Source organism: Thioalkalivibrio sp. ALE31 (genome assembly GCF_000377405.1).
Taxonomy (GTDB): domain Bacteria; phylum Pseudomonadota; class Gammaproteobacteria; order Ectothiorhodospirales; family Ectothiorhodospiraceae; genus Thioalkalivibrio.
Map to the genome: position 1 here is coordinate 298,218 of NZ_KB905020.1, position 22,868 is coordinate 321,085.

The 22,868-nt window shown below is 67.9% G+C and carries 22 protein-coding genes; 5 read left to right on the forward strand and 17 right to left on the reverse strand.

Annotated features, from left to right (window positions below; translation table 11 throughout):
- Positions 1-40 precede the first annotated feature (40 nt).
- From D103_RS0101420 to D103_RS0101440, 5 genes are all read left to right on the forward strand, one after another.
- The gene (locus D103_RS0101420; RefSeq protein ID WP_018875539.1) at positions 41-943 is read left to right on the forward strand and encodes a cobalamin-binding protein; all 903 of its coding nucleotides are present in this window, start codon (positions 41-43) and stop codon (positions 941-943) included.
- Positions 944-949: 6 nt separating this feature from the next.
- Positions 950-1,921 carry an iron ABC transporter permease gene (locus D103_RS0101425; protein ID WP_018866960.1) on the forward strand — a complete coding sequence of 324 codons (972 nt, stop codon included), beginning with the start codon at positions 950-952 and terminating at the stop codon, positions 1,919-1,921.
- Positions 1,921-2,787 (forward strand): ABC transporter ATP-binding protein, encoded by an 867-nt coding sequence (locus tag D103_RS0101430; protein ID WP_018875540.1) that lies wholly within the window; start codon positions 1,921-1,923, stop codon positions 2,785-2,787. The genes D103_RS0101425 and D103_RS0101430 overlap by 1 nt, the downstream gene beginning before the upstream one ends.
- Positions 2,788-2,792: 5 nt before the next feature.
- A complete protein-coding gene (locus tag D103_RS0101435) occupies positions 2,793-3,158 on the forward strand; it encodes a hypothetical protein (RefSeq protein ID WP_018875541.1) in 366 nt (121 codons plus the stop codon).
- Between the two features lie 85 nt (positions 3,159-3,243).
- Entirely contained in the window at positions 3,244-4,092 is an 849-nt protein-coding gene (locus D103_RS0101440; protein WP_018866963.1) for a pirin family protein, read from the forward strand.
- 169 nt (positions 4,093-4,261) lie between these two features.
- On the opposite strand, the gene glpK is transcribed toward D103_RS0101440, so the two are convergent.
- The 17 genes from glpK to rnhB all read right to left on the reverse strand — a co-directional run bounded on the left by glpK (position 4,262) and on the right by rnhB (position 22,817).
- Positions 4,262-5,782: a glycerol kinase GlpK gene (gene glpK / locus D103_RS0101445; protein WP_018875542.1), complete on the reverse strand. Its 1,521-nt coding sequence runs from the start codon at positions 5,780-5,782 to the stop codon at positions 4,262-4,264.
- A 22-nt stretch (positions 5,783-5,804) separates the two neighbouring features.
- The gene (locus tag D103_RS0101450; protein WP_018875543.1) at positions 5,805-6,200 is read right to left on the reverse strand and encodes a VOC family protein; all 396 of its coding nucleotides are present in this window, start codon (positions 6,198-6,200) and stop codon (positions 5,805-5,807) included.
- Positions 6,197-6,697: a 2-C-methyl-D-erythritol 2,4-cyclodiphosphate synthase gene (ispF, locus tag D103_RS0101455; protein WP_018866966.1), complete on the reverse strand. Its 501-nt coding sequence runs from the start codon at positions 6,695-6,697 to the stop codon at positions 6,197-6,199. Before ispF ends, D103_RS0101450 begins: the two co-directional genes overlap by 4 nt.
- On the reverse strand, positions 6,694-7,440 hold the full coding sequence (ispD, locus tag D103_RS0101460; RefSeq protein WP_018875544.1) for a 2-C-methyl-D-erythritol 4-phosphate cytidylyltransferase: 747 nt from the start codon (positions 7,438-7,440) through the stop codon (positions 6,694-6,696). The genes ispF and ispD overlap by 4 nt, the downstream gene beginning before the upstream one ends.
- Positions 7,433-7,840 carry a cell division protein FtsB gene (ftsB, locus tag D103_RS0101465; RefSeq protein ID WP_018875545.1) on the reverse strand — a complete coding sequence of 136 codons (408 nt, stop codon included), beginning with the start codon at positions 7,838-7,840 and terminating at the stop codon, positions 7,433-7,435. The genes ispD and ftsB overlap by 8 nt, the downstream gene beginning before the upstream one ends.
- 193 nt (positions 7,841-8,033) lie before the next feature.
- Entirely contained in the window at positions 8,034-9,311 is a 1,278-nt protein-coding gene (eno, locus tag D103_RS0101470; RefSeq protein WP_018866969.1) for a phosphopyruvate hydratase, read from the reverse strand.
- 66 nt (positions 9,312-9,377) lie between these two features.
- The gene (gene kdsA / locus D103_RS0101475; RefSeq protein WP_018875546.1) at positions 9,378-10,220 is read right to left on the reverse strand and encodes a 3-deoxy-8-phosphooctulonate synthase; all 843 of its coding nucleotides are present in this window, start codon (positions 10,218-10,220) and stop codon (positions 9,378-9,380) included.
- Between the two features lie 64 nt (positions 10,221-10,284).
- On the reverse strand, positions 10,285-11,952 hold the full coding sequence (locus D103_RS0101480) for a CTP synthase (RefSeq protein ID WP_018875547.1): 1,668 nt from the start codon (positions 11,950-11,952) through the stop codon (positions 10,285-10,287).
- Positions 11,953-12,057: 105 nt separating this feature from the next.
- Entirely contained in the window at positions 12,058-13,734 is a 1,677-nt protein-coding gene (locus D103_RS0101485; protein ID WP_018875548.1) for a SpoIIE family protein phosphatase, read from the reverse strand.
- A complete protein-coding gene (locus tag D103_RS0101490) occupies positions 13,734-14,543 on the reverse strand; it encodes a GGDEF domain-containing protein (protein WP_018875549.1) in 810 nt (269 codons plus the stop codon). The genes D103_RS0101485 and D103_RS0101490 overlap by 1 nt, the downstream gene beginning before the upstream one ends.
- A 59-nt stretch (positions 14,544-14,602) precedes the next feature.
- Complete coding sequence (locus tag D103_RS0101495) at positions 14,603-14,995, reverse strand: DUF1987 domain-containing protein (protein ID WP_018875550.1); 393 nt, start codon at positions 14,993-14,995, stop codon at positions 14,603-14,605.
- Positions 14,995-15,585, reverse strand: a complete 591-nt coding sequence (locus D103_RS0101500; protein WP_019583900.1) for a SiaB family protein kinase — start codon at positions 15,583-15,585, stop codon at positions 14,995-14,997. Before D103_RS0101500 ends, D103_RS0101495 begins: the two co-directional genes overlap by 1 nt.
- The gene (locus tag D103_RS0101505) at positions 15,578-16,297 is read right to left on the reverse strand and encodes an ABC transporter substrate-binding protein (RefSeq protein ID WP_018875551.1); all 720 of its coding nucleotides are present in this window, start codon (positions 16,295-16,297) and stop codon (positions 15,578-15,580) included. Before D103_RS0101505 ends, D103_RS0101500 begins: the two co-directional genes overlap by 8 nt.
- A gap of 105 nt (positions 16,298-16,402) precedes the next feature.
- Complete coding sequence (gene tilS / locus D103_RS0101510) at positions 16,403-17,608, reverse strand: tRNA lysidine(34) synthetase TilS (RefSeq protein WP_018875552.1); 1,206 nt, start codon at positions 17,606-17,608, stop codon at positions 16,403-16,405.
- 76 nt (positions 17,609-17,684) lie between these two features.
- Positions 17,685-18,650, reverse strand: coding sequence for an acetyl-CoA carboxylase carboxyltransferase subunit alpha (locus tag D103_RS0101515; protein WP_018875553.1), 966 nt, complete (start codon positions 18,648-18,650; stop codon positions 17,685-17,687).
- A gap of 94 nt (positions 18,651-18,744) precedes the next feature.
- On the reverse strand, positions 18,745-22,218 hold the full coding sequence (gene dnaE, locus D103_RS0101520) for a DNA polymerase III subunit alpha (RefSeq protein ID WP_018875554.1): 3,474 nt from the start codon (positions 22,216-22,218) through the stop codon (positions 18,745-18,747).
- Positions 22,215-22,817 (reverse strand): ribonuclease HII, encoded by a 603-nt coding sequence (rnhB, locus tag D103_RS0101525; protein ID WP_018866980.1) that lies wholly within the window; start codon positions 22,815-22,817, stop codon positions 22,215-22,217. Before rnhB ends, dnaE begins: the two co-directional genes overlap by 4 nt.
- Positions 22,818-22,868 lie beyond the last annotated feature (51 nt).

Genomic DNA, 22,868 nt, shown 5'->3' on the forward strand with positions numbered 1-22,868 from the left:
TAATCAACCTCAAAAGCATGACACAACCATCGGATATTCAATGGACTTCAAGGCCTTCGGACGTAACCCCGCGATGTTCCTCGCGATGTTCCTGTGCACGGCGCCGGCACTGGCCGGACCGGTCTCGGTAACCGACGATGACGGTCACGAGGTCCGGCTCGAACAGCCCGCCGAGCGCATCGTCAGTCTCGCGCCGCACATCACCGAGGTGCTGTTCGCCGTCGGCGCCGGCGACAAGCTGGTGGGCGCCACTCAGCACAGCGACTTCCCGCCGGAGGCGGAGATGCTCCCCCGGGTGGGCGGCTACAGCCGCATCGACATGGAGCGCGTCGTGCAACTGGATCCGGACCTGGTCGTTGCCTGGCGCAGCGGAAACTCGCAATCCCAGATCGAACACCTGCGCGAGCTCGGCTTCCACGTCTACGTGTCGGAGCCCCGCAGCTTCGACGGCGTGGCCGCCAGCATGCGCCGCATGGCCCAGCTCGCCGGCACCGAGACGCAGGGCGACGAGGCGGTGCGAAGCTTCGAGGAGGCGATCGACACCCTGCGCCAGGACTACGCCGAACGCGACCCGGTACGCCTGTTCTATCAGGTGTGGGAACAGCCCCTGATGACGGTGAACGACGACCACCTGATCAGCGAGGCGATCCGCCTGTGCGGCGGGGTAAACGTATTCGGCCACCTGGATCGCCTGGTCCCGCGCATGGATCGCGAGGCGGTCATCGAGGCCGATCCGGAGGTCATCATTGGCGGCGGCATGGGCGAGGATCGCCCCGACTGGGTCCTGGCCTGGACGCAATGGGAGGACATGACCGCGGTCCAGCGCGACAACCTGTTCTTCATCCCGCCGTCCCTGCTGCAGCGCCATACCCCGCGCATCGCCGAGGGCACCCGCCTGATGTGCGAGGAGCTCGAGCGGGCGCGCCTGCGCCGGGCGGACTGACCCCTCGTGACCCGCGCCTTCCTCCTTGCCGCCGCAGTCCTGCTGCCGGCGTCGCTGCTGGCGGTGCTGATCGCGCTGGCCTTCGGCAGTGTCGCGATCGCGCCCGGCGACCTGCTGGCGGTGATGCTCGGCGAGGGCAGCCGCCTGCACGACACGCTGGTGCTGGAGCTGCGCCTGCCGCGCGCCCTGGCGGCCTTCGCCGCAGGCGGGTTGCTGGGTCTGGCCGGCGCGCTGATGCAGGTGCTGCTGCGCAACCCGCTGGCCGATCCCTACGTGCTGGGCCTCTCTGGCGGCGCCTCCGTCGGCGCCCTGCTGGCGATGCTCGCGGGCCTGTCGATGTTCTCCGTCTCGCTGGCCGCGTTCGCCGGTGCCCTCCTGTCCACGGTGATCGTGTTCGGCCTGGCGCACGGTACCGGCAGCTGGACCCCCACGCGCCTGCTTCTGACGGGCGTGGTGGTCGCGGCGGGCTGGGGCGCCATGATCAGTTTCCTGCTCGCAGTCAGCCCGACGGCCGAGCTTCCGGGCATGCTGTACTGGCTGATGGGCGATGTGTCCCATGCCCGCAACCCCTATCCCGCCTGGATCCTGCTGGTGCTGGTCGTGTTCCTCGCCCTGCCGCTGGGCCGCACGCTGAACGTGCTCGCGCGCGGCCCGATGCAGGCCGCTGCACTCGGGGTGGCGGTGCGCCCGGTGGAATGGAGCATCTATGTCGCCGCCGCGCTGATCACCGCGACCGCGGTCATGCAGGTCGGCGCGGTCGGCTTTGTCGGGCTGATCGTGCCGCACATGCTGCGCCTGGTCTTCGGCAACGACCAGCGCGTGATCCTGCCGGCCTCCGCGCTGGGCGGCGGCATCCTGCTGACGCTGGCCGACACCCTCGCCCGCACCATGATCGCTCCGGAGCAGTTGCCGGTCGGCGTAATCACCGCGATGCTGGGGGTCCCCGTGTTCCTGTTCCTGCTGTACCGGAGCCGCTGATGGCACCCAGCTCTCCCACCGCACCCGCCCACAGCCGGCCGCATGAAGCCCCGGGCCTGGGCGCGCGCAGCGTCCACCAGAAGCCGGGCCCGGATACGCTGCTTGCCACCCGCGACCTGGTGATCGACATCCCGGGGCGCGCACCCGGCGCCCCGCTGGAACTGACCGTCGACCCCGGGCAGTGCTGGGGCATCCTGGGGCCCAACGGCGCGGGCAAGAGCACGCTGCTGCAAACGCTCGCCGGCCTGCGGACCGCACGCGCCGGCACCATCGAGGTCCGTGGCCAGGCAATCACCCGCCTGCCCCGCGCGGAACTGGCGCGGCGCATCGGCCTGGTCTTCCAGACCCACCACGACGGCTTCCCCGCGACGGTGCTGGAGACCGCGCTGATCGGTCGGCACCCCTACCTGCGCCCCTGGGACATCGAGACCTCCGAGGATTACGCCCGCGCCCGGGCCGCCCTGGCGGAGATGGACCTCTCCGACCTGGAGCACCGCATGGTGGACACGCTCTCCGGGGGCGAGCGGCAGCGTCTGGCCATCGCCACCGTGCTGACCCAGGACCCCAGCCTGCTCCTGCTGGACGAGCCCACCAGTCAGCTGGACCTGCATCACCAGGTCGCCGTGCTGAACCGCGTGCAGGGCATCGTTGCCCAGGCGCACCGGGCCGCCGTACTGGTCCTGCACGACGTCAACCTGGCCGCGCGCTACTGCGACCATCTGCTCCTGCTGTTCCCCGACGGCCAGGCATGCTGGGGCCCGACCGCCACCATGCTCGTGCCCAGTGCCCTGGAACGCCTCTACAACCAGCGCCTGAGCGTAGGCGAGGTCGACGGCCTGCCCGTGTTCCTGCCGCGCAACGAGTGACCGCCATGGAATTCTTCCGCAATCTGCCCGCGACCCTGGATGCCGAAACCTTGCAGCGGCGGCTGAACGTCCCCGCCCTGCCCGCTCACAGTGATGCCATCGACACGCTGATCCAGGACGACGGTCCCGATGCCGGCGTGGTCTACTGCCTGTGGGGCGAGTTCCGGGTGCACCGCGAGGTCATCAACGGTGGCGTGCGCCTGTCCCTGCCCGACTGCCCCAACGGCCTGGCCTGGACGCTGACCACCGGGCACCCGCCCGACCCGCAGGCCGTCGTCCTGCACCTGACCATCAACCGTCAGGAACACGATCCCGATTTCATCGAGAGCCTGGAGGCGTTTGCCGATTCCTGGGATCTGTCCACCGCCTGACAAAAGGCCCCATGACGGGAAACGATGCAATTTTCTTTTCGTTTCATGGTCGGTATGGTGCAGACCTGTTGCGAAGGAGAACGCCATGAACCCGACACCGCCGGACAGCGTGAAGACCTCCCATCCCACCCAGGACGGGGCCGGGGTGAAGATTCGGCGCATCCATGACTTTCGTGGCGGGCTGGACCCCTTCCTGATGCTGGACGAGCTCAAAGCGAGCGCGCGCGAGGACTACATCGGCGGCTTTCCCGCCCACCCGCATCGCGGCTTCGAGACCCTGACCTATCTGGTCCATGGCGGCCTGACGCACGAGGACTCCATGGGCAACCAGGGCCGCGTGGAGGCCGGCGAGGCCCAGTGGATGAGCGCCGGCCGCGGTGTGATCCACTCCGAGATGCCCCTGCTCGACAGCGAGGGCCTGCACGGCTTCCAGCTGTGGGTAAACCTGCCCGCCCGGCGCAAGATGGACCCGCCGCGTTATCGCGACGTGCACGCCGACGCAATGCGCCACCTGCCGGAAGACGACGACCCGCTGCGTTTCAAGGCCATTGCCGGATCCTGGCAGACCAGTGCCGGGGATACCGAGGGCCCGCTGGCGCAGATTGGCGAAGGCGCCGCGATGGCCGACCTGACGCTGCCCGCCGGCTATCGCCTGTCGCTCGCCGTGCAGCTCGAGGACCGCGTGCTGGCCTATGTGTTCGACGGCGAGCTCATCGGCCTGCAGACCGGCCAGATGGGTGTGTGGAGCGGCCAGACCCAGATCCACCTGATCGCCCAGCAGGATGCCCGCGTGCTGCTGTTCAAGGGGCGGCCGCTGGGCGAACCGATCGCGCATTACGGCCCCTTCGTGATGAACACCTCCGACGAGATCGAACAGGCCATCAGCGACTACCAGTCCGGCCAGCTCGCCGCCGAACCGGCCAGCATGGACTGAGCCCCGGGCCCAATTCGAGCCTGGCAGGGGCTTCGCGGGCAAGCCCGCTCCCACAGTGATCTGGGCCGGGCTGCCTGTCGCAGGCATCACTCTACCTGCAGCCCCCTGTGGGAGCCGCCTTGGCGGCGAAGCCCCAACCCGCGTCGGCAAGGCCCCAGACCATCACCCGCTACGGCGTCGAGTCGCTGTCGTCCTCGCGCGCCCAGCCCATCGTGCGCTTCACGGCCTTCTTCCAGCCGCGGTAGTACTGTTCCCGCGTGGCCGCGTCCATCTGCGGCTCGAACACCCGGTCCAGCCCACCCTTCTGCACCAACTCGTCACGGGTCCAGAAGCCGACCCCCAGCCCCGCGAGCCAGGCGGCCCCCAGCGCGGTCGATTCGGTCACCGCCGGGCGCTCCACCCGCACCCCGAGCATGTCCGCCTGAAACTGCATCATCACGTTGTTGGCCACGGCCCCGCCGTCGACCCGCAGGGCCTTCAGCCCGATCCCGGCGTCCTGCGCCATGGCATCGATCACATCGCGTGTCTGATAGGCCAGCGCATCCAGCGTAGCGCGGGTGATGTGCTCCTTGCGCGTTCCACGGGTCAGGCCGAAGATGGCGCCGCGCGCGTACATGTCCCAGTACGGCGCACCCAGCCCGGCGAACGCGGGCACCACGTAGACCCCGTCGGCGTCCGCCACCTTGCCCGCGTAGTACTCGGAATCCTCGGCCGCGTCGATCAGGTGGAGCTCGTCGCGCAGCCACTGGATCGCGGCCCCGGCGATAAAGATCGAACCCTCCAGCGCGTATTCCACCCGGCCGTCCAGCGACCACGCGAGGGTGGTGAGCAAGCCGGATCGGGACTCCACCGGCGTATCGCCCGTGTTCATCAGCAGAAAACAGCCAGTCCCGTAGGTGTTCTTGGCCATGCCGGGCTCGAAACAGCCCTGGCCGAACAGGGCCGCATGCTGGTCCCCCGCCACGCCGGCGATCGGCACCTCCGCACCACCGAACATCTCGGCGCCGGTCACGCCCAGCACGCCACTGGAGTCCACCACCTCGGGCAGCATCGCGGGAGGGACCTCGAACCGCTCCAGCAGATCGGAATCCCATTCCAGGGTGTGAATGTTGAACAGCTGGGTGCGCGCGGCATTCGTCACATCGGTCACGTGACGTTCCCCGCGGGTGAGGTTCCAGATCAGCCAGCTGTCCACGGTGCCAAAGGCGAGTTCGCCCCGTTCCGCGCGCTCGCGCGCCCCATCCACGTGATCCAGGAGCCAGCGCAGCTTGCTGGCCGAGAAATAGGCATCCACGACCAGACCGGTACGCTCGCGCAGCAGGCCCTCGAGGCCCTGCGCCTTCAGTCCGTCGCAGAACGCGGCGGTACGCCGGTCCTGCCACACGATCGCATTGGCGATCGGCTCCCCCGTGGCGCGGTCCCATACCACCGTGGTCTCGCGCTGATTGGTGATGCCGATCGCCGCCAGTCGGGAGGGCTTGATGCCGCGCGTCTCCAGTACTTCGCGCGCCACGCCGATCTGGGTACCCCAGATCTCCATCGGGTCGTGTTCCACCCAGCCGGGCTGCGGATAGATCTGGGCGAAATCCTTCTGCGCCACGCCGACGATCGCGCCCGCGCGATCGAACAGGATGGCCCGGCAACTGGTGGTGCCCTGGTCCAGGGCGAGGATGTAGCGCGCGTCGCTCATGAGGGGACTCTCTCTGGCCGATTCAGGCACCGTCCTCGATCAGCTCGATGGCGTTGCCGTCGGGATCCCGCACGAATGCCGCGGGGCGGCCGGAGCGGCTGCGTTCCACCGCAAACCCCGCGGCCTCCAGCCGCGCGGCGAAGGTCTCCAGCTCATCCACGCGCAGCGCCAGGTGGCGGTCCTGCCCACACCGTACCGCACGCTCGGTCGGGTCCGGGTTCGGCACCCGCAGCAGGTGCAGGGCCTGGCCGTTGCCGAGGTCGTACCACAGCCCCGGAAACCCGAGTTCGGGCCGCTCCAGCGGCGCCAGCCCAAGGTGGTGCCCGTAGAACTCGCGCGCGGCCTGAACGTCCGCAATAACCAGGCTGGCGTGATGCAGGCCCAGGACTCCCGCAGTTCCGCGCCCGGCCCCGGTCATACCCGCAGCATCCCCGAGGCCGGTTCCAGCAGCACGATTGCCTGCGCCGCCACGCCCTCCTTGCGCCCGGTGAACCCGAGATGTTCGGTCGTCGTGGCCTTCACGCTGACGGCCTCGGGCACCAGGCCGGTATCCGCGGCGATATGATCGCGCATGGCGGGGACGTGCGGCGCCAGCTTTGGCGCCTGCGCGATCACGGTGGAGTCGATGTTGACCGGGCGCCAGCCGGCCGCCGCAACACGCTGGAGGACCTCCCGCAGCAGGACGCGGCTGTCCGCGCCGCGAAATGCGGGATCGGTATCCGGAAAGTGTCGTCCAATGTCACCCAGGGCGGCGGCGCCGAGCAGGGCATCGCAGACCGCATGCAGCAGCACGTCGCCGTCCGAATGCGCGACGAAGCCACGCTCGAACGGGATATGCACGCCGCCGAGGACCAGATGATCCCCTTCACCGAAGGCGTGCACGTCGAAGCCCTGGCCGATGCGCAACCCGCTCATGCGCTGAACCGTCCTTCCAGCCGGCCCTGCTGCATCAGGTAGAGACGGGCCAGCTCCAGATCTTCCGCCCGCGTGATCTTGATATTCATCGCCGAACCCTCGATCAGCCGCGGGGCCTGCCCCAGAAACTCGATCGCGCTGGCCTCGTCAGTCACCGCATGACCCGCATCGCGTGCGCGCGCATTCGCTTCTCGCAGCATCCCCAGCCGGAACATCTGTGGGGTCAGGGCGCGCCAGACCCGCTCCCGGTCCAGCGTCCGCTCCACGCGGCCGCCGCCATCGCTCCACTTGATGGTGTCGGTACTGGGGCTGGCCAGCAACCCGCCCACCGCGTCATCCCGCAACTCACGCAGCAGGCGGTCCACATCCGCCTGCGGCAGACAGGGACGGGCTGCATCATGGACCAGCACCCAGTCGTCCTCGTGCGCCCGTTCGGCCAGGAAATCCAGGCCGTTCTGCACGGAATCCACCCGCTCCGCTCCGCCGGCGGCACGGAACAGCCGCCCACCGGCCAGCGGCAGATCCAGGGCGTCGGGATCCACGTCGGGTCCCAGCACCAGCACCACGCCGCGAATGCGCGGATGCTCGAGGAAGATCGAGAGGGTATGCGACAGGATCGTCCGCGAACCCAGCGTCAGGTACTGCTTGGGACGGTCGGACCCCATGCGCCGGCCAATGCCGGCCGCCGGGATCAGTGCCCAGAAGGCCGGTTCGCGCGCCGCTGCGCCCCCGGTGTCAGCCATCAAAGGGATCCTCCGGTGGCAGGGTGTCGGTGGCCGGCTCGGCCTCCTCGGGCACCCGCGAGTCGGGACCGGGCTCGGTCTGCCCGGCCGATCCGGGGAGCGGCTCGATGTCCAGCGTGACGGGTTCGTCCTCGCCCACCACGAAGAAGAAGACCTCGTCCTCGCGGATCATCCCCAGGTCGCGCCGGGCCCGTTCTTCCACCGCCTCGGTTCCGCCGCGCAGGTCTCGCACCTCCGCCTCCAGGGCCTGATTGCGCTGCTCCAGTTCGGCGTTCGAGGCCCGCTGGCGCTCGACCTGCTCGCGCAGGTCGCGCACGTCGCGCCAGCTCCCCTCGCCCAGCCACAGGGGCCATTGCAGTGCCAGCAGCACAAGCGCCAGCCCGATCAGCAGGCCGCGCATCACCCGCACTCCATCGACTTGAACCCAAAGAAAAGCCCTCGCCCGCGCACCGCGCCGAGCGCGGGTACAACGGAACGAGGGCTTTTACGAGTGGCCGGCATGCCCGGCATTCTACGAGGCCCGGACGCCCCGGGACAGGAACCGCGCCGCAGGCTGCGGACTGCATCCTCGACACGGCCGCCCCGCAACCGCCTCAGCGCCCGAAGGTGAACGCCGACATACCCGGGTAGCTGGCCCGGCTCCCCAGGTGTTCCTCGATCCGGATCAGCTGGTTGTACTTGGCCACCCGGTCGGAACGCGACAGCGAACCGGTTTTGATCTGGCCGGCTCGAGTGGCAACCGCCAGATCCGCGATGGTGACGTCCTCGGTCTCGCCCGAGCGGTGCGAGATCACCGCTGTGTAGTTGGCCTTGCGCGCCAGTTCGATCGCTTCCAGCGTCTCGGTGACGGTGCCGATCTGGTTGAGCTTGATCAGGATGGAGTTCGCGATGTCCTTGTCGATGCCTTCCTGCAGGATGCGCGTATTGGTGACGAACAGGTCGTCGCCCACCAGCTGCACGCGCTTGCCCAGGCGCTCGGTCAGGGTCTTCCAGCCATCCCAGTCATCCTCGGCCATCCCGTCCTCGATGGTCAGGATCGGGTACTGGTCCACCCAGTGCGCGAGATAGTCGGAGAATTCGTCCGCCGAGAAGGCCTTGCCCTCGGAGTCCAGGTGGTAGCGGCCGTCGCGGTAGAACTCGGAGCTGGCGCAGTCGAGGCCGATCCAGATGTCCTCGCCCGCCTTGAAGCCGGCATTGTGGATGGCCTCCAGGATCACCTCGATCGCCGCGGAATTGGACGGCAGATCGGGGGCGAAGCCACCCTCGTCGCCCACCGCCGTGGCCAGGCCGCGCTTGGCCAGGACCTTCTTCAGCGCATGGAAGACCTCGGCGCCGTAGCGCACCGCCTCGCGCACCGAGTCCGCGCCCACCGGCAGGATCATGAACTCCTGCATATCCACGCTGTTGTCCGCGTGGGCCCCGCCATTGATGATGTTCATCATCGGCACCGGCAGCAGCGTGGCGTCTTCCCCGCCCAGCGTCTCGAACAGCGGCTGCTCGCGATCGGCCGCGAGGGCATGCGAGGTCGCCATGGAGACGGCCAGCAGGGCGTTCGCCCCCAGGCGCGACTTGTTCTCGGTGCCGTCCAGTTCCAGCATGCGGCGATCCACCGCGGTCTGGTCGAGCTCCATGCCGCGCAGCGCGTCGCGGATCTCGCCGTTCACGTGGCTCACCGCCTTCAGTACGCCCTTGCCCCCGTAGCGCTTCTCGTCATCGCGCAGCTCCAGGGCCTCGCGGGCCCCCGTGGAGGCACCGGACGGGACCGCCGCGCGCCCCATGGCGCCGGAATCCAGGACAACATCGGCCTCGACCGTCGGGTTGCCCCGGGAGTCGATGATCTCGCGGGCGTGAATCTCCGCAATCTGGGACATGCTCTCTCCTTGAAAAGTACCCGCCCGGACGGAGCCGCCCGGGACGCATTATCGAAAAATCCGGGGTCAGCCGAGGCCGTATTCCGCCTCCGCGAACGGCTGCGCCTTGGTCGCGGCGTCCAGCGCCTTCAGCGTCTGCAGCAGCTCGGCCATCTTTGGCAGCGGCCACGCATTGGGGCCATCCGACAGGGCCCTCTCGGGATCCGGGTGGGTCTCCATGAACAGCCCGGAGACCCCGGCCGCCACCGCGGAGCGCGCGAGCACCGGTACGAACTCGCGCTGGCCACCGGAGGACGCGCCCTGCCCACCCGGCTGCTGCACCGAATGGGTCGCGTCGAAGACTACCGGGCAGCCGGTCTGGCGCATCTGGGCCAGGCCGCGCATGTCGGAGATCAGGGTGTTGTAGCCGAACGAAACCCCGCGCTCGCAGACCATGATCTGGTCATTGCCCGCCTCGCGCGCCTTGTCGACGACATTGCCCATGTCCCAGGGTGCGAGGAACTGGCCCTTCTTGATATTCACCGGACGCCCCTGGCGCGCCACATTCTGGATGAAGTTGGTCTGACGGCAGAGGAACGCCGGCGTCTGCAATACATCCACTACGCTGGCGACCTCGTCCAGCGCCGTGTCCTCGTGCACGTCAGTCAGTACCGGCACGCCGATCTCCGATTTCACCTTGTCGAGGATGCGCAGACCCTCGGCCATGCCCAGGCCGCGGAAGCTCCGGGTGGACGACCGGTTGGCCTTGTCGAACGACGACTTGTAGATGAACGGGATGCCCAGGTCATCCGCCATCGCCTTCAGGGCCCCGGCCGTCTCCAGCGCCATGGCCTCGGACTCGATGACGCAGGGTCCGGCAATCAGAAAAAAGGGCCGGTCGAGGCCGACTTCAAAACCACAAAGCTGCATGTCCTGTCCTGTACGGCGGCCGCCACCCTCCGGGCACGGCCGCGAAAAATCGTGTATCGGCGCCCTATTCCGTCAGCGCCGTGGTGGTTTCGGGTTCGCGCGCTTCCTGGTAGTCCCGGGCGGCACGCACAAAACCGGTGAACAGCGGGTGGCCATCGCGCGGCGTGGAGGTGAACTCCGGGTGGAACTGGCAGCCGACAAACCACGGATGCCCCGGGAGTTCCACGGCCTCCACCAGTTCGCCGGATTCCGACACGCCCGAGATGCGCAGCCCGGCCGCCTCCAGCCGTTCGCGGTAGGCGTTGTTGAACTCGAAGCGATGGCGGTGGCGTTCTTCCACCTTTTCGCGACCATAGGCCTCGGCAATGCGCGAACCGGACGACAACCGGGCACTCTGGGCCCCCAGGCGCATGGTGCCGCCCAGGTCGCTGTCGGCATCGCGCCGCTCGATACGGCCTTCCTGATCCTGCCACTCGGTAATGAGCGCGATCACCGGATGCGGGGTATCGGGCGCGAATTCGGTGCTGTGCGCGCCTTCCAGGCCCGCGACATCGCGCGCGAACTCGATCACCGCGACCTGCATGCCGAGGCAGATCCCTAGATAGGGCACGTCGTGTTCGCGTGCGTAGCGCACCGCGGCGATCTTGCCCTCCACGCCGCGCTCGCCGAAGCCGCCCGGCACCAGGATGGCATCCAGGCCCTCGAGTTCCCGTGCGGCCTCGTTCTCGGCGCCTTCCAGTTTCTCCGAGTCGAGATAGCGGATCCGGACCCGGGTGCCGACCTGTACCCCGGCGTGGGTCAGGGCCTCGTTCACGGACTTGTAGGATTCGGTCAGGTCCACGTACTTGCCGATCATGCCGACGGTGATCTCCGACTCCGGGAACTCCATGGCATTGACCACGTGTTTCCAGTCCGAGAGGTCCGCCTGCGGCGCCTCGATATGCAGCTTGCGCAGCACGATCTCGTCGAGCTTCTGCGAATGCAGCCAGAGCGGGATCTTGTAGATGTTGTCCACGTCCACCGCCGAGATGACCGCCTTCTCCTCGACGTTGGTGAACAGCGCGATCTTGCGCCGCTCGCCGTCCGGGATTGCCTGGGTCGAGCGGCACAGCAGGATATCCGGCTGGATCCCGATGGAACGCAGTTCCTTGACCGAGTGCTGGGTCGGCTTGGTCTTGATCTCGCCCGCGGCCTCGATATACGGGACCAGCGTCAGGTGCATGAACAGGGCGTTCTCGTGGCCGAGTTCCACGCCCATCTGGCGGATCGCCTCGAGAAACGGCAGGGACTCGATGTCGCCCACGGTACCGCCGATCTCGATCAGCGCGATGTCGGCATCGCCCGCCCCTTCGTGGATGGAGCGCTTGATCTCGTCCGTGATATGCGGGATCACCTGCACGGTACCGCCGAGGTAGTCCCCGCGGCGTTCCTTGCGGATCACGTTCTCGTAGATCTGGCCGGTGGTGAAGTTGTTGCGCCGCGAGGTACGGATGCGCACGAAGCGCTCGTAATGCCCCAGGTCCAGGTCGGTCTCGGCGCCGTCGTCGGTGACGAAGACCTCGCCGTGCTGAAACGGGCTCATGGTGCCCGGATCGACGTTGATGTACGGATCCAGCTTGAGCAGGGTCACCTTGAGCCCGCGGGCCTCGAGGATCGCCCCCAGCGAGGCGGATGCAATACCTTTGCCCAGAGACGAGACCACGCCTCCGGTGATGAAAACAAAACGCGTCATGCGGGAAACCTGGCTGGGAGCTGACAAGCGCCCCGTCCCGGCGCGAACCTGGCACGCGGGGTGGGCGGAAAACGCCTGAAAGAGTACCAGAGCACCCGCCCCTGCTCAATCGGAAGGCGGGGGCAACACCTCGTTTCGGGAACCCCGTGCCAGCGGGCGGAAGGCCACCAGGGTCATGTCGTCGCGCCGGGGTTCTCCGTCGCGATAATCCTCCAGCACCCGCACGACAGCGTCGATCTTGGCGGACAAATCGCGGCCACTCTTCTCGGCCAGGACCTGGCGCAGCCGACGGCGCCCGAACAAGCGTGGCGGCTCGCCACCGACATGATCATGCGCACCGTCGGTGATCAGGAAGAATTCGGTTCCCGGCTCCACCGGCACCTCGTGGTCGACCGGCTGCGCGGGCTCCAGGCTGCGGTAGCCGAGCCCCCCGCGCACGCCGCGGATTTCCTCGATCTCGCCACCGCGTTCGATCATCAGGGGCAGCCCGACCCCGGCGAAGGCCAGCATCCGGTCTTCCGGCCGATAGACGCATACCGCGGCCTCCAGCCCGTCATCCGAATCCGAGTCCTGACCGTCCTGACGCAGCCGCGAACGCACCAGCCGGTCCATCTCGCGCAGGATCGCGGAGGGTTCCAGCAGACGGTGTTCGTGCAGGATGCGGTCCAGCGCCGACGCCACCACCAGCGTGATGAACGCCCCCGGGACGCCATGCCCGGTGCAGTCCGCCACCACCAGGATGCTGTGGCCGTCGATGGCCTCGACCCAGAAATAGTCCCCGCCGACCAGGTGCAGCGGCTCCCAGTAGATCTGCACCTCGTCCAGATGTCCGTCCAGGGCGTGCTTGTCCGGCAGCATCGCGGTCTGGATGCGCCGGGCATAGCGAATGCTCTCCACCACCAGGCGGTTACTGCGTTCCAGTTCCCGGTTGGCCTCGTCCACCTGAGCCATCGCCCGTTCGGTCTCGGCCTTTTCGTCTTCCAGCTGTCGGGTTCGCTCCTCCACACGGCGCTCCAGATCGGCGTTCAGCGCCTTCAGCTCCCCGCGGGCCCCGTCGCGCGCATCCAGCCCCTCCTGGAAGGCGCGCAGCAAGCGGTCCAGCGAGCGCCCCAGGGCCCCCAGCTCGTCATTCTCGTGATGTCCCAGGCGGGGCATGGGCCAATGGGCTGGCTGGTCCGGGTCGGTATCCGCCACGGCGCGGGAGATCTTCAGCATCGGACGCAGCATGAGGAAGTAGAACAGCACCACGACCACCAGCGAGACGATCACGGCCTGGGTCACGCTGGTCACGACCCCGGTCTGCAGGCGCGCCACGAAGATCCGCCCCAGGACACCGGGGTCCAGCTCCATGCGCAGCTGCCCCACGCCCTGAACGTTGCCCCGGGTTCCCGGATGCGTTAGTTCAAGCTCGTGTGCCCGCAGGTCGCCAAAAAGCCACTGCGCCCAGTCCCCGGACGCGGCCTCCGCCGCCCGTTCGTCCTCGGCCAGCGTATTGCCAAAATCGTCGAGGATCTCCACCCGCCGGATCTCGTCGAAGACGAGCAGGCCCTGGACCAGCGAATCGGCCTGACCGGCGCTCAGTTGGAAGGCGGCCTCCGCCGCGGGCGGCTCGACCAGACGCTGCAGACGATCCACCTGGGCCTGGGTTTCGGCCCGGAAGGCATTCCAGTCGGAGGCAATGACGTAGGCACTACTGAGGAGGCTGAGCGCAAGCGCAGCAAGCAGCGTGGCGACCGCCAGCTTGGCAACGAGGCTCCGGTTGCGGCGCCGGGTCTCCGGCATCATCCGTGGTCGCCGTGCGTCTGCACGATGACACGGTTGCGCCCCTCGTTCTTGGCGCGATAAAGCAGGTCGTCAGCGAGCGCGACCAGTTCGCCGGCATCCGGCCAGGGGTTCGTGGTCACCACCAGCCCGATCGACACCGCCAGGGACAGCGGCTCGTCCTTCCAGTGCAGGCGGGCGTTCTCCACCGCCGAGCGGATCCTTTCGGCCAGGGCCAGGGCGGCCTCGACGTCCAGGTCCGCGGCCACGACGAGGAATTCCTCCCCGCCCATGCGCCCCGCGTATTGTTCCGCCCCCAGTTCGCCGCGCAGGATCTCGGCGAAGCTTTCCAGCGCGAAGTCCCCGGCGGCATGGCCATGGGTATCGTTGAGGGTCTTGAAGTCGTCGAGATCCAGCATCATCACCGCGAGCGAGTGCGACGCGTCACCCACGCTGTCGGCCATGCCCTCGACACAGTCGATCACGCGGCGGCGCGAGAACAGGCCGGTCAGGGCGTCCTCCAGCGCCAGGCGCTCCAGCTCGGCCGTCAGGCGCTCGCGTTCGCGGACCTCGTCAGACAGGGCGTTGTTGAGCTGGGCCAGGTGTTCGGCCTGTTCGCGCAGCTGCCGGTTGGCATCCTGGAGATCCGCCTGCATGCGATCACTCATACGCATCATGCGCCGCTGCGCGCGGTAGCTCTCGGAATAGGCCTTGGCGAGCACCTTCACCCCGTCGGCCACCGCGTCCAGCGCCTCCAGCATCTGCTCGGAGCGCTCCATGATGGCCTTTTCCTGCTCGAACAGGGAAAAGTCGGCCAGGCCCTCGTCCATCTCTTGCCCGTCGCGGGGCCGGCTGGAGGGGTTCATGGAGTCGTCACGAGAGGGGGCGGTCATGTCAGCGGACACATGCGGTAGTCGGCGTGCTCGAAGTCCTCGGAGAAATCCTCGCCGAACTCCTCCATGGTTTCGTCATCCTCGTGATAGCACCAGTTGATACGGACCTTCAGCCCGGCCTCCGCCCCGTCTTCCAGGATCTGGAACATGTTCATCAGGGCCTTCGCGGTGGACGAATTGAAATAGATCATTTCCACCGTGAATTCCACCTCGTCGCTGGCGCGGTCCTCGATTGCCTGGCGCAGCCCCTGGGTCAGTGGGCCGTAGAAGTTCGCCGCATCTTCCGGATACGACTCCCCCGACAGTCGGTACTGCCCGGCCGCGAAATCGAACTGCACCGCGGGGGTCCGGTCGGTTGCCTCGTGTTCAATGGTCTCGACGACTGCCATCAGATGTAGGCCTTCAGGACAAAGTAGGATTGGGCATCGGAAATATGCTGAAAATCGAACTGGATCGGTTCGCTCGCCCGCCGTGCGATCTCGATCAGGCCGATACTGCCGCCCTTGCTGCCCTCGTCCGGCGGCTCGCGCAGTTTTTCCTTGTAGAAGCGGCGCAGCTCGTCGCTGTCCATCGCGGCCAGTTCGCGCAGGCGCGCCGCCAGGGTGTCGGCGTCCTTGCGCCCGATGACATTGCCGCAGATGACGAAGAAGCGGCCGTTCTCCGAACCGACCGTGATCATCCCGGAACTCAGCTCAACGGGGGGCTCGTCATCGTGCTCGATGCGTTCGGCCGAATACCGGATGATGTTCTGCACCTGCTCGACAAAGACCGAAAAGACCCGGTTCACGGTCTTCGTGTCGGTGGATTCGAGCCGGATCTTCTGGCGCAGCGCATCGCCCAGGGCCTTCAGGATGCCCTCGGAGATGTAACCGGTGAACGAAAAGATGATGCCGCGCCGGGTCATGTTGCGCTGAAACCCCAGCACCTCTTCGGCAATCAGGGTCGATGACGCCGCCTGCGCCTCGGCTGCCTCACTCATCTCGCTCTCCATTGCTGTTCAGTACGGCCTCGACGATCGCCGCGTAGCGTCCGTCGGCACGCATCGCATCCAGCTCTTCCTGCATGCGGTCCAGCGGCCCGCGCTCGGTCTCCGGGTGGCAGGCGAGCGACATCACCGTATCGTTGAACGCGAACAGGGATTCGAGTTCCCCGATCCCTTCCAGGCGCGCATACCAGGGCGCGAGGTGCTCACCGCTCACCCAGACATCGATGCGGTTGGCCGCCAGCTTGCGCGCGTTCAGCCGATCATTGGGGGCGGTATCCACCGGAATCCCCTGACGTTCGACATGCAGGGCCACGGCATCGTCGCGATAGCCGCCCACGCGGTAACGCTCCAGTTCGGCCAGAGACGAGGCATTTACGTCCGATCCCTCCAGCACGAATGCATGCCACTGGTTCTCGACCAGAGGCCCGACCCAGGTAAAAAGATCCTCGCGCTCCTGCGTGCGCGTCGTTGAAAAGACGCAGGTACCGGGGACCGACTGGGCCTCGGCATAGGCGCGGCTCCAGGGCAGCAGCCGGATCTCCGCGTCCACTCCCGCGGCCTCCAGTAGCTGATCCATCACGCGGATGGAGATCCCGTCCAGCTCCCCGGATTCGGTCTCGAAATTGAAGGGTGGATAGCTCTCGGTGGTCAGCGTCAACGTGTCGGCTGCCAGCGGCGCCGCCAGAAACGCCGCGGCCGCCAGCAAGGCCGTGCCCGTACGTCGCCCGCACTGTGCCGCGAAACCTGTCACGTGCCGCTCACCCGAAACCCATGAAGACGGCCCAAGAATTGTCCGATTCGGACGGCTCCGTCAACTCCGCGCGTTAGCTCGGTCCGGCCAGAGGACTGCGACAATTACGCCATCCGCCTGACGCAACAACGGAATCCGCTGACGCGCCCAGGGCGGGATCCCGCGCTCCTGCATCAGCTTCTTCAGCGGGCGGTGGCCGGCCGGCGTCGCGACCCGCTCGCCCCCACGGCGATAGCTAACGGTCAGGGGGGCATCGGGCGCGACGCCGAGCTCCCGCAGGCCCGAACGCGTCAGGCGCCGCCCGTCCGCGAGCCGCAGTTCCGGCTGGTCCGCGGGCCACTCCTGATCGGGCGGAGGCTTCTGCCCTTCGCGCCCCTCCTGCCGCGGCCCGGCCCATAGCTGATCGCGGTAGCGGCGCATCCAGCCGTCTTCCCATTCCACCCGCGGGCTGGCGTCGGGGTTGTCCGCCACCACCTGGCGCAGGAATTCCCCCAGGCGTGCGTGACCCGGCGGCCGCAGCCCCTGTGCCTGCAGCCAGTGCCGCACCAGCCCGCGGGCGGACCCGTTATCCAGCCTGCGCACGTGAGCAAGGTCCAGCCCACCGGACTCCGGGTCCCGTGCCGCCTCCATGTGATCGGCGAAATGCGTCCGCAGCTGACCGGCGACCTCCCGCTGCCAGCCGGCGGCCCGCGCCAGGCCGGTCACACTCCCGAAGCGTTCGCGCAACAGCGGCAGGACCGACTGGCGCAGGAAATTGCGATCAAAGCGCGCATCGCGATTGCTCGGATCGTCGTACCAGTCGAGACCCTCGCGCCGGGCATACTCGACCAGCGCCGCCCGGGGAAGGTCCAGCAGTGGCCGGCCCAGCCAGGTGGCCCCTTCCCGTCGCAGTGGGCGCATCCCCCGCAACCCGTCGGGTCCACTGCCGCGCAGGGCCGCCAACAGGAAGGTCTCGGCCTGATCGTCCGCGTGCTGCGCGGCGAGGAGGATATCCGTCTCCTCCAGCCCGTCGCGCAATGCTATGTAGCGCGCCTCGCGCGCGGCGGCCTCCAGCCCCGACGGGCGCGGATCAAGGGGTTCCAGCCTGCAGGTCCGGAACGGGCAGTTCAGCGCCCGGGCCACCGCACGGCAATGCTCGGCCTGGCGCCCGGAGTCGGCCCGCAGACCGTGGTCCACGTGCATGGCCTCGAGACCGGGAATACCCAGACGCACCGCCGCGTGCAGCAGGACGGTGGAGTCCAGGCCGCCACTGAAGGCAATGCGCACCCGCCGGCGGGCAGGAGGGGGTTCGAGAAATGCCCGCAGCGCGGTGGCTACGGGATCGGGCGCCGGGGCGCCCCGCTCAGGAAGCGGCTTCCTGGAAGGCACCGTAGTCCATCAGGCGGCGATAGCGCCGCTCGAGACGCTTGCCCGGATCCAGTCCCTCGAGGCCGTCCAGGGTCTCCAGGAGCGCGGTACGCAGGCGCGTCGACATCGCCTCCGGGTCGCGATGGGCACCGCCCAGAGGTTCCGGCACGATCCGGTCCACCAGCCCCAGCTCCTTCAGGCGCTCGGAGGTGATTCCCAGCGCCTCGGCCGCTTCCGAGGCCTTCTCCGCGCTCTTCCAGAGGATGGAGGCACAGCCCTCGGGCGAGATGACCGAATACGTCGAATACTGCAGCATCAGCGTGGCGTCCCCGACGCCGATGGCCAGCGCCCCGCCGGATCCGCCCTCGCCGATCACCGTGGCGATGATGGGCGTATCCAGGCGCGCCATCACCCGCAGGTTGCGCGCGATGGCCTCGCTCTGCCCGCGCTCTTCCGCACCGACGCCCGGATAGGCGCCGGGGGTATCGATGAAGGTCAGCACCGGCATGCGGAAGCGCTCCGCCATCTCCATCAGACGCAGGGCCTTGCGATACCCCTCCGGCCGCGGCATGCCGAAGTTGCGGTACACCTTGTCCCGCGTCTGGCGCCCCTTCTGATGTCCGATGAGCATCACCGGGCGACCATCCAGACGCGCCACCCCGCCCACGATCGCCGGGTCGTCGCCAAACGCGCGGTCCCCGTGCAGCTCCTCGAACTCCTCGAACAGATCGGGGATGTAGTCCAGCGTGTAGGGACGCCGCGGATGCCGCGACATCTGCGCGACTTGCCACGGCGTGAGCTTGGCGAAGATGCTCTCGGTCAGCGACCGGCACTTGTCCTCCAGGCGCTGGATCTCTTCCTGGATGTTGACCTCGGCGTCGTCGCCGACATAGCGCAAATCGCCGATCTTCGCCTCCAGTTCGGCAATGGGCTGTTCGAAGTCGAGAAAGTCCGGATTCATGCAGAGTCCCGAAGGCTTGTTGGTAGAGGCCAGCGAAAGACGCGAATTGTAACCAATCGCGGCGCGCGCCGCTCCCGTGCCGATGCGCAGCGGTCTATCGACCGTACAGCACCTGCGCCTCGCAGTCCGGCCCCAGCGACTGCTGGATGCCGCGCAACAGGCGTTCGTCCGGCCGGATCGTCCAGCCCTCCGGCAGGCTGATATCGGCCTCCAGCCCATCCCGGCGGTAGCACATGTGCACACGGCAGGGCCCCTCGCGATGCGCCTCCATCAGCCCTCGCAGGTGGGCGACCTGTTCCGGCACCACGCCCTCCAGGCACAGGTGCAGCGCCCGCGCCCACTGCGCGCGCGCCTCGTCCAGGCTGTAGACGGCCCGCGCCCGCATGCGGGTACCCCCGGCATAGTCGTCCAGCGTGACGGTACCCTCCGCCACCAGCAGCGCGTCCGGCTCCAGGCGATCCTTGTACTGGGTGAAGTCGTCGTTGAACAGCACCACCTCGGCCCGCCCGCTGCGGTCATCCAGGGTAACGATCCCCATGCGCCCGCTCTGCGTGTTGCGCACGCGCACGCCGACAATCAGGCCCGCAATGCGCACGGTCTCCTGCTTACCGCGCCATTTCTGGCCCTGCGTCTCGTCGGGGCGATCCTCCAGTTTGGCCTCCAGGGCCTGCAGGGTGGTCCCGGTCAGGCGCAGCAGCTCCGCCCGATAGCGCTCCACCGGGTGGCCGGTCAGATAGAGCCCCAGGGTGTCCTTCTCGCCCCGCAGGCGTTCGTCATCGTCCATCTCCTCGAGGGTGGCGCTCTCCGGGATGACAGCCGCGGCCGGGTCGCCGAACAGATCGACTACCCCCAGGCTGGCGTTGCGCTCCGTTTGCTCCGCGGCCGCCACGGCCATGGGGATATCGTTCAGCAGCGTCGCGCGGTTCGCGCCCAGACCGTCCATGGCCCCGGCGCGCACCAGCGTCTCCAGCACGCGTTTGTTCAGCTTGCCCAGGTCCACCCGCTGGCACAGGTCCACCAGCCCGTGGAAGTCGCCGCCCTGCCCGCGCGCCTTCAGCAGCGTATCAATCGCGGACTCGCCCACACCCTTGATCGCCCCCAGGCCGTAGACGACGGTCTGCGCGTCGCGACAGGTAAAGCGGTAATCGGACTGGTTCACGTCCGGCGGCAGGACTTCCAGCCCCATGTTGCGGCATTCCTCGATCAGCCCGACGACCTTGTCGGTGTTGTCCATGTCCGCGGACAGCACCGCCGCCATGAAGGGCGCCGGATAATGCGCCTTGAGCCACGCCGTCTGGTAGGCGACCAGGGCATACGCCGCCGAGTGCGACTTGTTGAAGCCGTAGCCCGCGAACTTCTCCATCAGATCGAAGATATAGGTCGCGACCCCTTCGTCGACCCCGCGTCCGAGTGCGCCCTCGAGGAATATCTCGCGCTGCTTGGCCATCTCCTCGGGCTTTTTCTTGCCCATCGCGCGCCGCAGCAGGTCCGCGCCACCCAGGGTGTAGTTGCCCAGCACCTGGGCAATCTGCATCACCTGCTCCTGGTACAGGATGACGCCGTAGGTCGGCTTCAGGATCGGTTCCAGATCCGGATGCGGGTACTCGACCTGGGCACGACCGTGCTTGCGGTCGATGAAGTCGTCCACCATGCCCGACTGCAGCGGCCCCGGCCGGTAGAGCGCCACCAGCGCGATGATCTCCTCGAAGCTGTCGGGCTGCAGACGCTTGATCAGATCCTTCATCCCGCCGGATTCCAGCTGGAACACCGCGGTGGTCTGGTAATCCTTCAACAGGCGGAAGGTGTCCGGATCATCCAGCGGGATCGCGTCCAGGTCGACCCGCTCCTCGGCATCCATCTTGCGGACGTTCTCGACCGCCCAGTCGATGATGGTGAGCGTGCGCAGGCCGAGGAAGTCGAACTTGACCAGGCCGACCGCCTCGACATCGTCCTTGTCGAAGTGGGTCACCAGCGACCCGCCGTCGTCTTCGCAGTACAGTGGCGAGAAATCGGTGAGCGCGGAGGGTGCGATCACCACCCCGCCCGCATGCTTGCCGGCGTTGCGGGTCAGGCCCTCGAGCTTCTGCGCGAGGTCGATGATCGCGCGGACCTCCTCGTCCTCGTCGTACAGCGCCTTCAGATCCTCGCTCTCGGTCAGGGCCTTTTGCAGGGTCATGCCCAGTTCGAACGGGATCAGCTTGGCGATCCGGTCGACGAAGCCATAGCCATGGCCCAGCACGCGCCCGACATCGCGCACCACGGCCTTCGCGGCCATGGTCCCGTGGGTGATGATCTGCGACACCTTGTCGCGACCGTAGCGTTCGGCGACGTAGTCGATCACGTCGTCGCGCTTCTCCATGCAGAAATCGACATCGAAGTCGGGCATGGAGACGCGTTCGGGATTCAGAAACCGCTCGAAGAGAAGCTCGTAACGCAATGGATCCAGGTCGGTAATACCCAGCGCATAGGCCACCAGCGAGCCGGCGCCCGAGCCACGCCCCGGGCCCACCGGGATGCCGTTGTCCTTGGCCCACTGGATGAAATCCGCCACGATCAGGAAGTACCCGGGGAACCCCATCTGGCAGATCACGTCCAGTTCCCGCTGCAGCCGCGCCTCGTAGTCCTCCTGCGGCGCGAAGCAGAAGCGCTCCAGGCGGGCGGCCAGACCCTTCGCCGAGGTCTCGCGCAGGTGATCCTCCACCGTGTACCCCTCGGGCACCGGGAAGTCCGGCAGCACCGATTCGCCCAGCGTCAGACTGACCGAACAGCGCCGCGCGATCGCGACGCTGTTGGCCAGGGCCTCGGGAATATCCGCGAACCGCTCCGCCATCTCCTCCGGCGAACGCAGGTACTGCGCCTCCGAATAGCGCCGCGGCCGCCGCGGATCATCGAGGGTCACGCCGTCGTGAATGCAGACCCGGGCCTCGTGGGCCTCGAAATCTTCCGGACGCAGGAAGCGGACATCGTTGGTCGCCACCACCGGCAGGTCGAAGGCCTCGGCCGCGGCCAGGGCCTGCTCGATCCAGGCCTCCTCGCCCGGCCGGTCCGAGCGCACCAGTTCGAGATAGAAGCGCCCCGGGAAGCGCCGCATCCAGGGTTCCAGATCCTCGGCCAGCAGGGCGCGGGCGGTCCCTGAACCGTTCACGAACAGCCCGTCAATGCCCCCCGACAGCGCGATCAGGCCCTCGGCCGCCGCGTCCAGCCAGGCACAGTCCACCCGCGGGATCCCCTTCTCCTGGCCTTCCTGCCAGGCCCGCGAGATCAGCCGCGTCAGGTTGCGGTAGCCGGGATCGTTCTGCGCCAGCAGCGTCATCCGTGCCAGACTGCCGTCGGCGCGCGCATCGCGTACCAGCACGTCCGCCCCGATAATCGGCTGCACGCCCTGTGCGATCGCGGCGCGGTAGAACTTCACCAGCCCGAACAGGTTGCAATGATCGGTGACCGCGACGGCCGGCATGCCGCCATCGACGACCGCCTTCACCAGCGGCTTCAGCCGCACCAGGCCGTCGACCAGGGAGTACTCCGAATGCACCCGCAGGTGCACGAAGCCGGGATGGGCTTCGCTCATGCCCCGGCCTCCTGCTCCCGCGCGGCGATGGCACGCGCGACGGGCCCGAAGCTGCGCCGGTGCTGGGGACACGGACCCAGGCGCTCCAGGGCCTCGCGATGGGCCACCGTCGGATAGCCCGAGTGCCGATCAAAACCGTACTCGGGGTAGTCGCCGTGGAGTTCACGCAACCAGCCGTCGCGGGCCACCTTCGCGATGATCGAGGCTGCACTGATGGCCGCCACCGAACCGTCCCCGCCGACGATGGCCTCGGCCGTCCAGGGCCCCTCGGGGGTAAAGCGCCCATCGACCAGCAGGTGCGCGGGTGCCAGGGCCAGACCGGCCACGGCTCGCTGCATCGCCAACAGAGTGGCGCGGTGGATATTCAGTGTGTCGATCTCCGCGGCCTCGGCCCGCCCCAACGACCACGCCAGTGCATCCGCGCGGATCTGTACGTCCAGCGCCTCCCGGCGCCGGGCACTCAGCTTTTTGGAGTCGGTCAGGCCGGGACAGGCGTAGTCCTGCGGCAGAATCACGGCCGCCGCGACCACCGGCCCGGCCAGCGGCCCGCGCCCGACCTCGTCCACGCCGGCGACGTGGCGCTGCGCTGCCTCTGTCATGGAGTCTCCACCACGGTGAACTGCGGGCAATCATCCGAACACGACCATGCG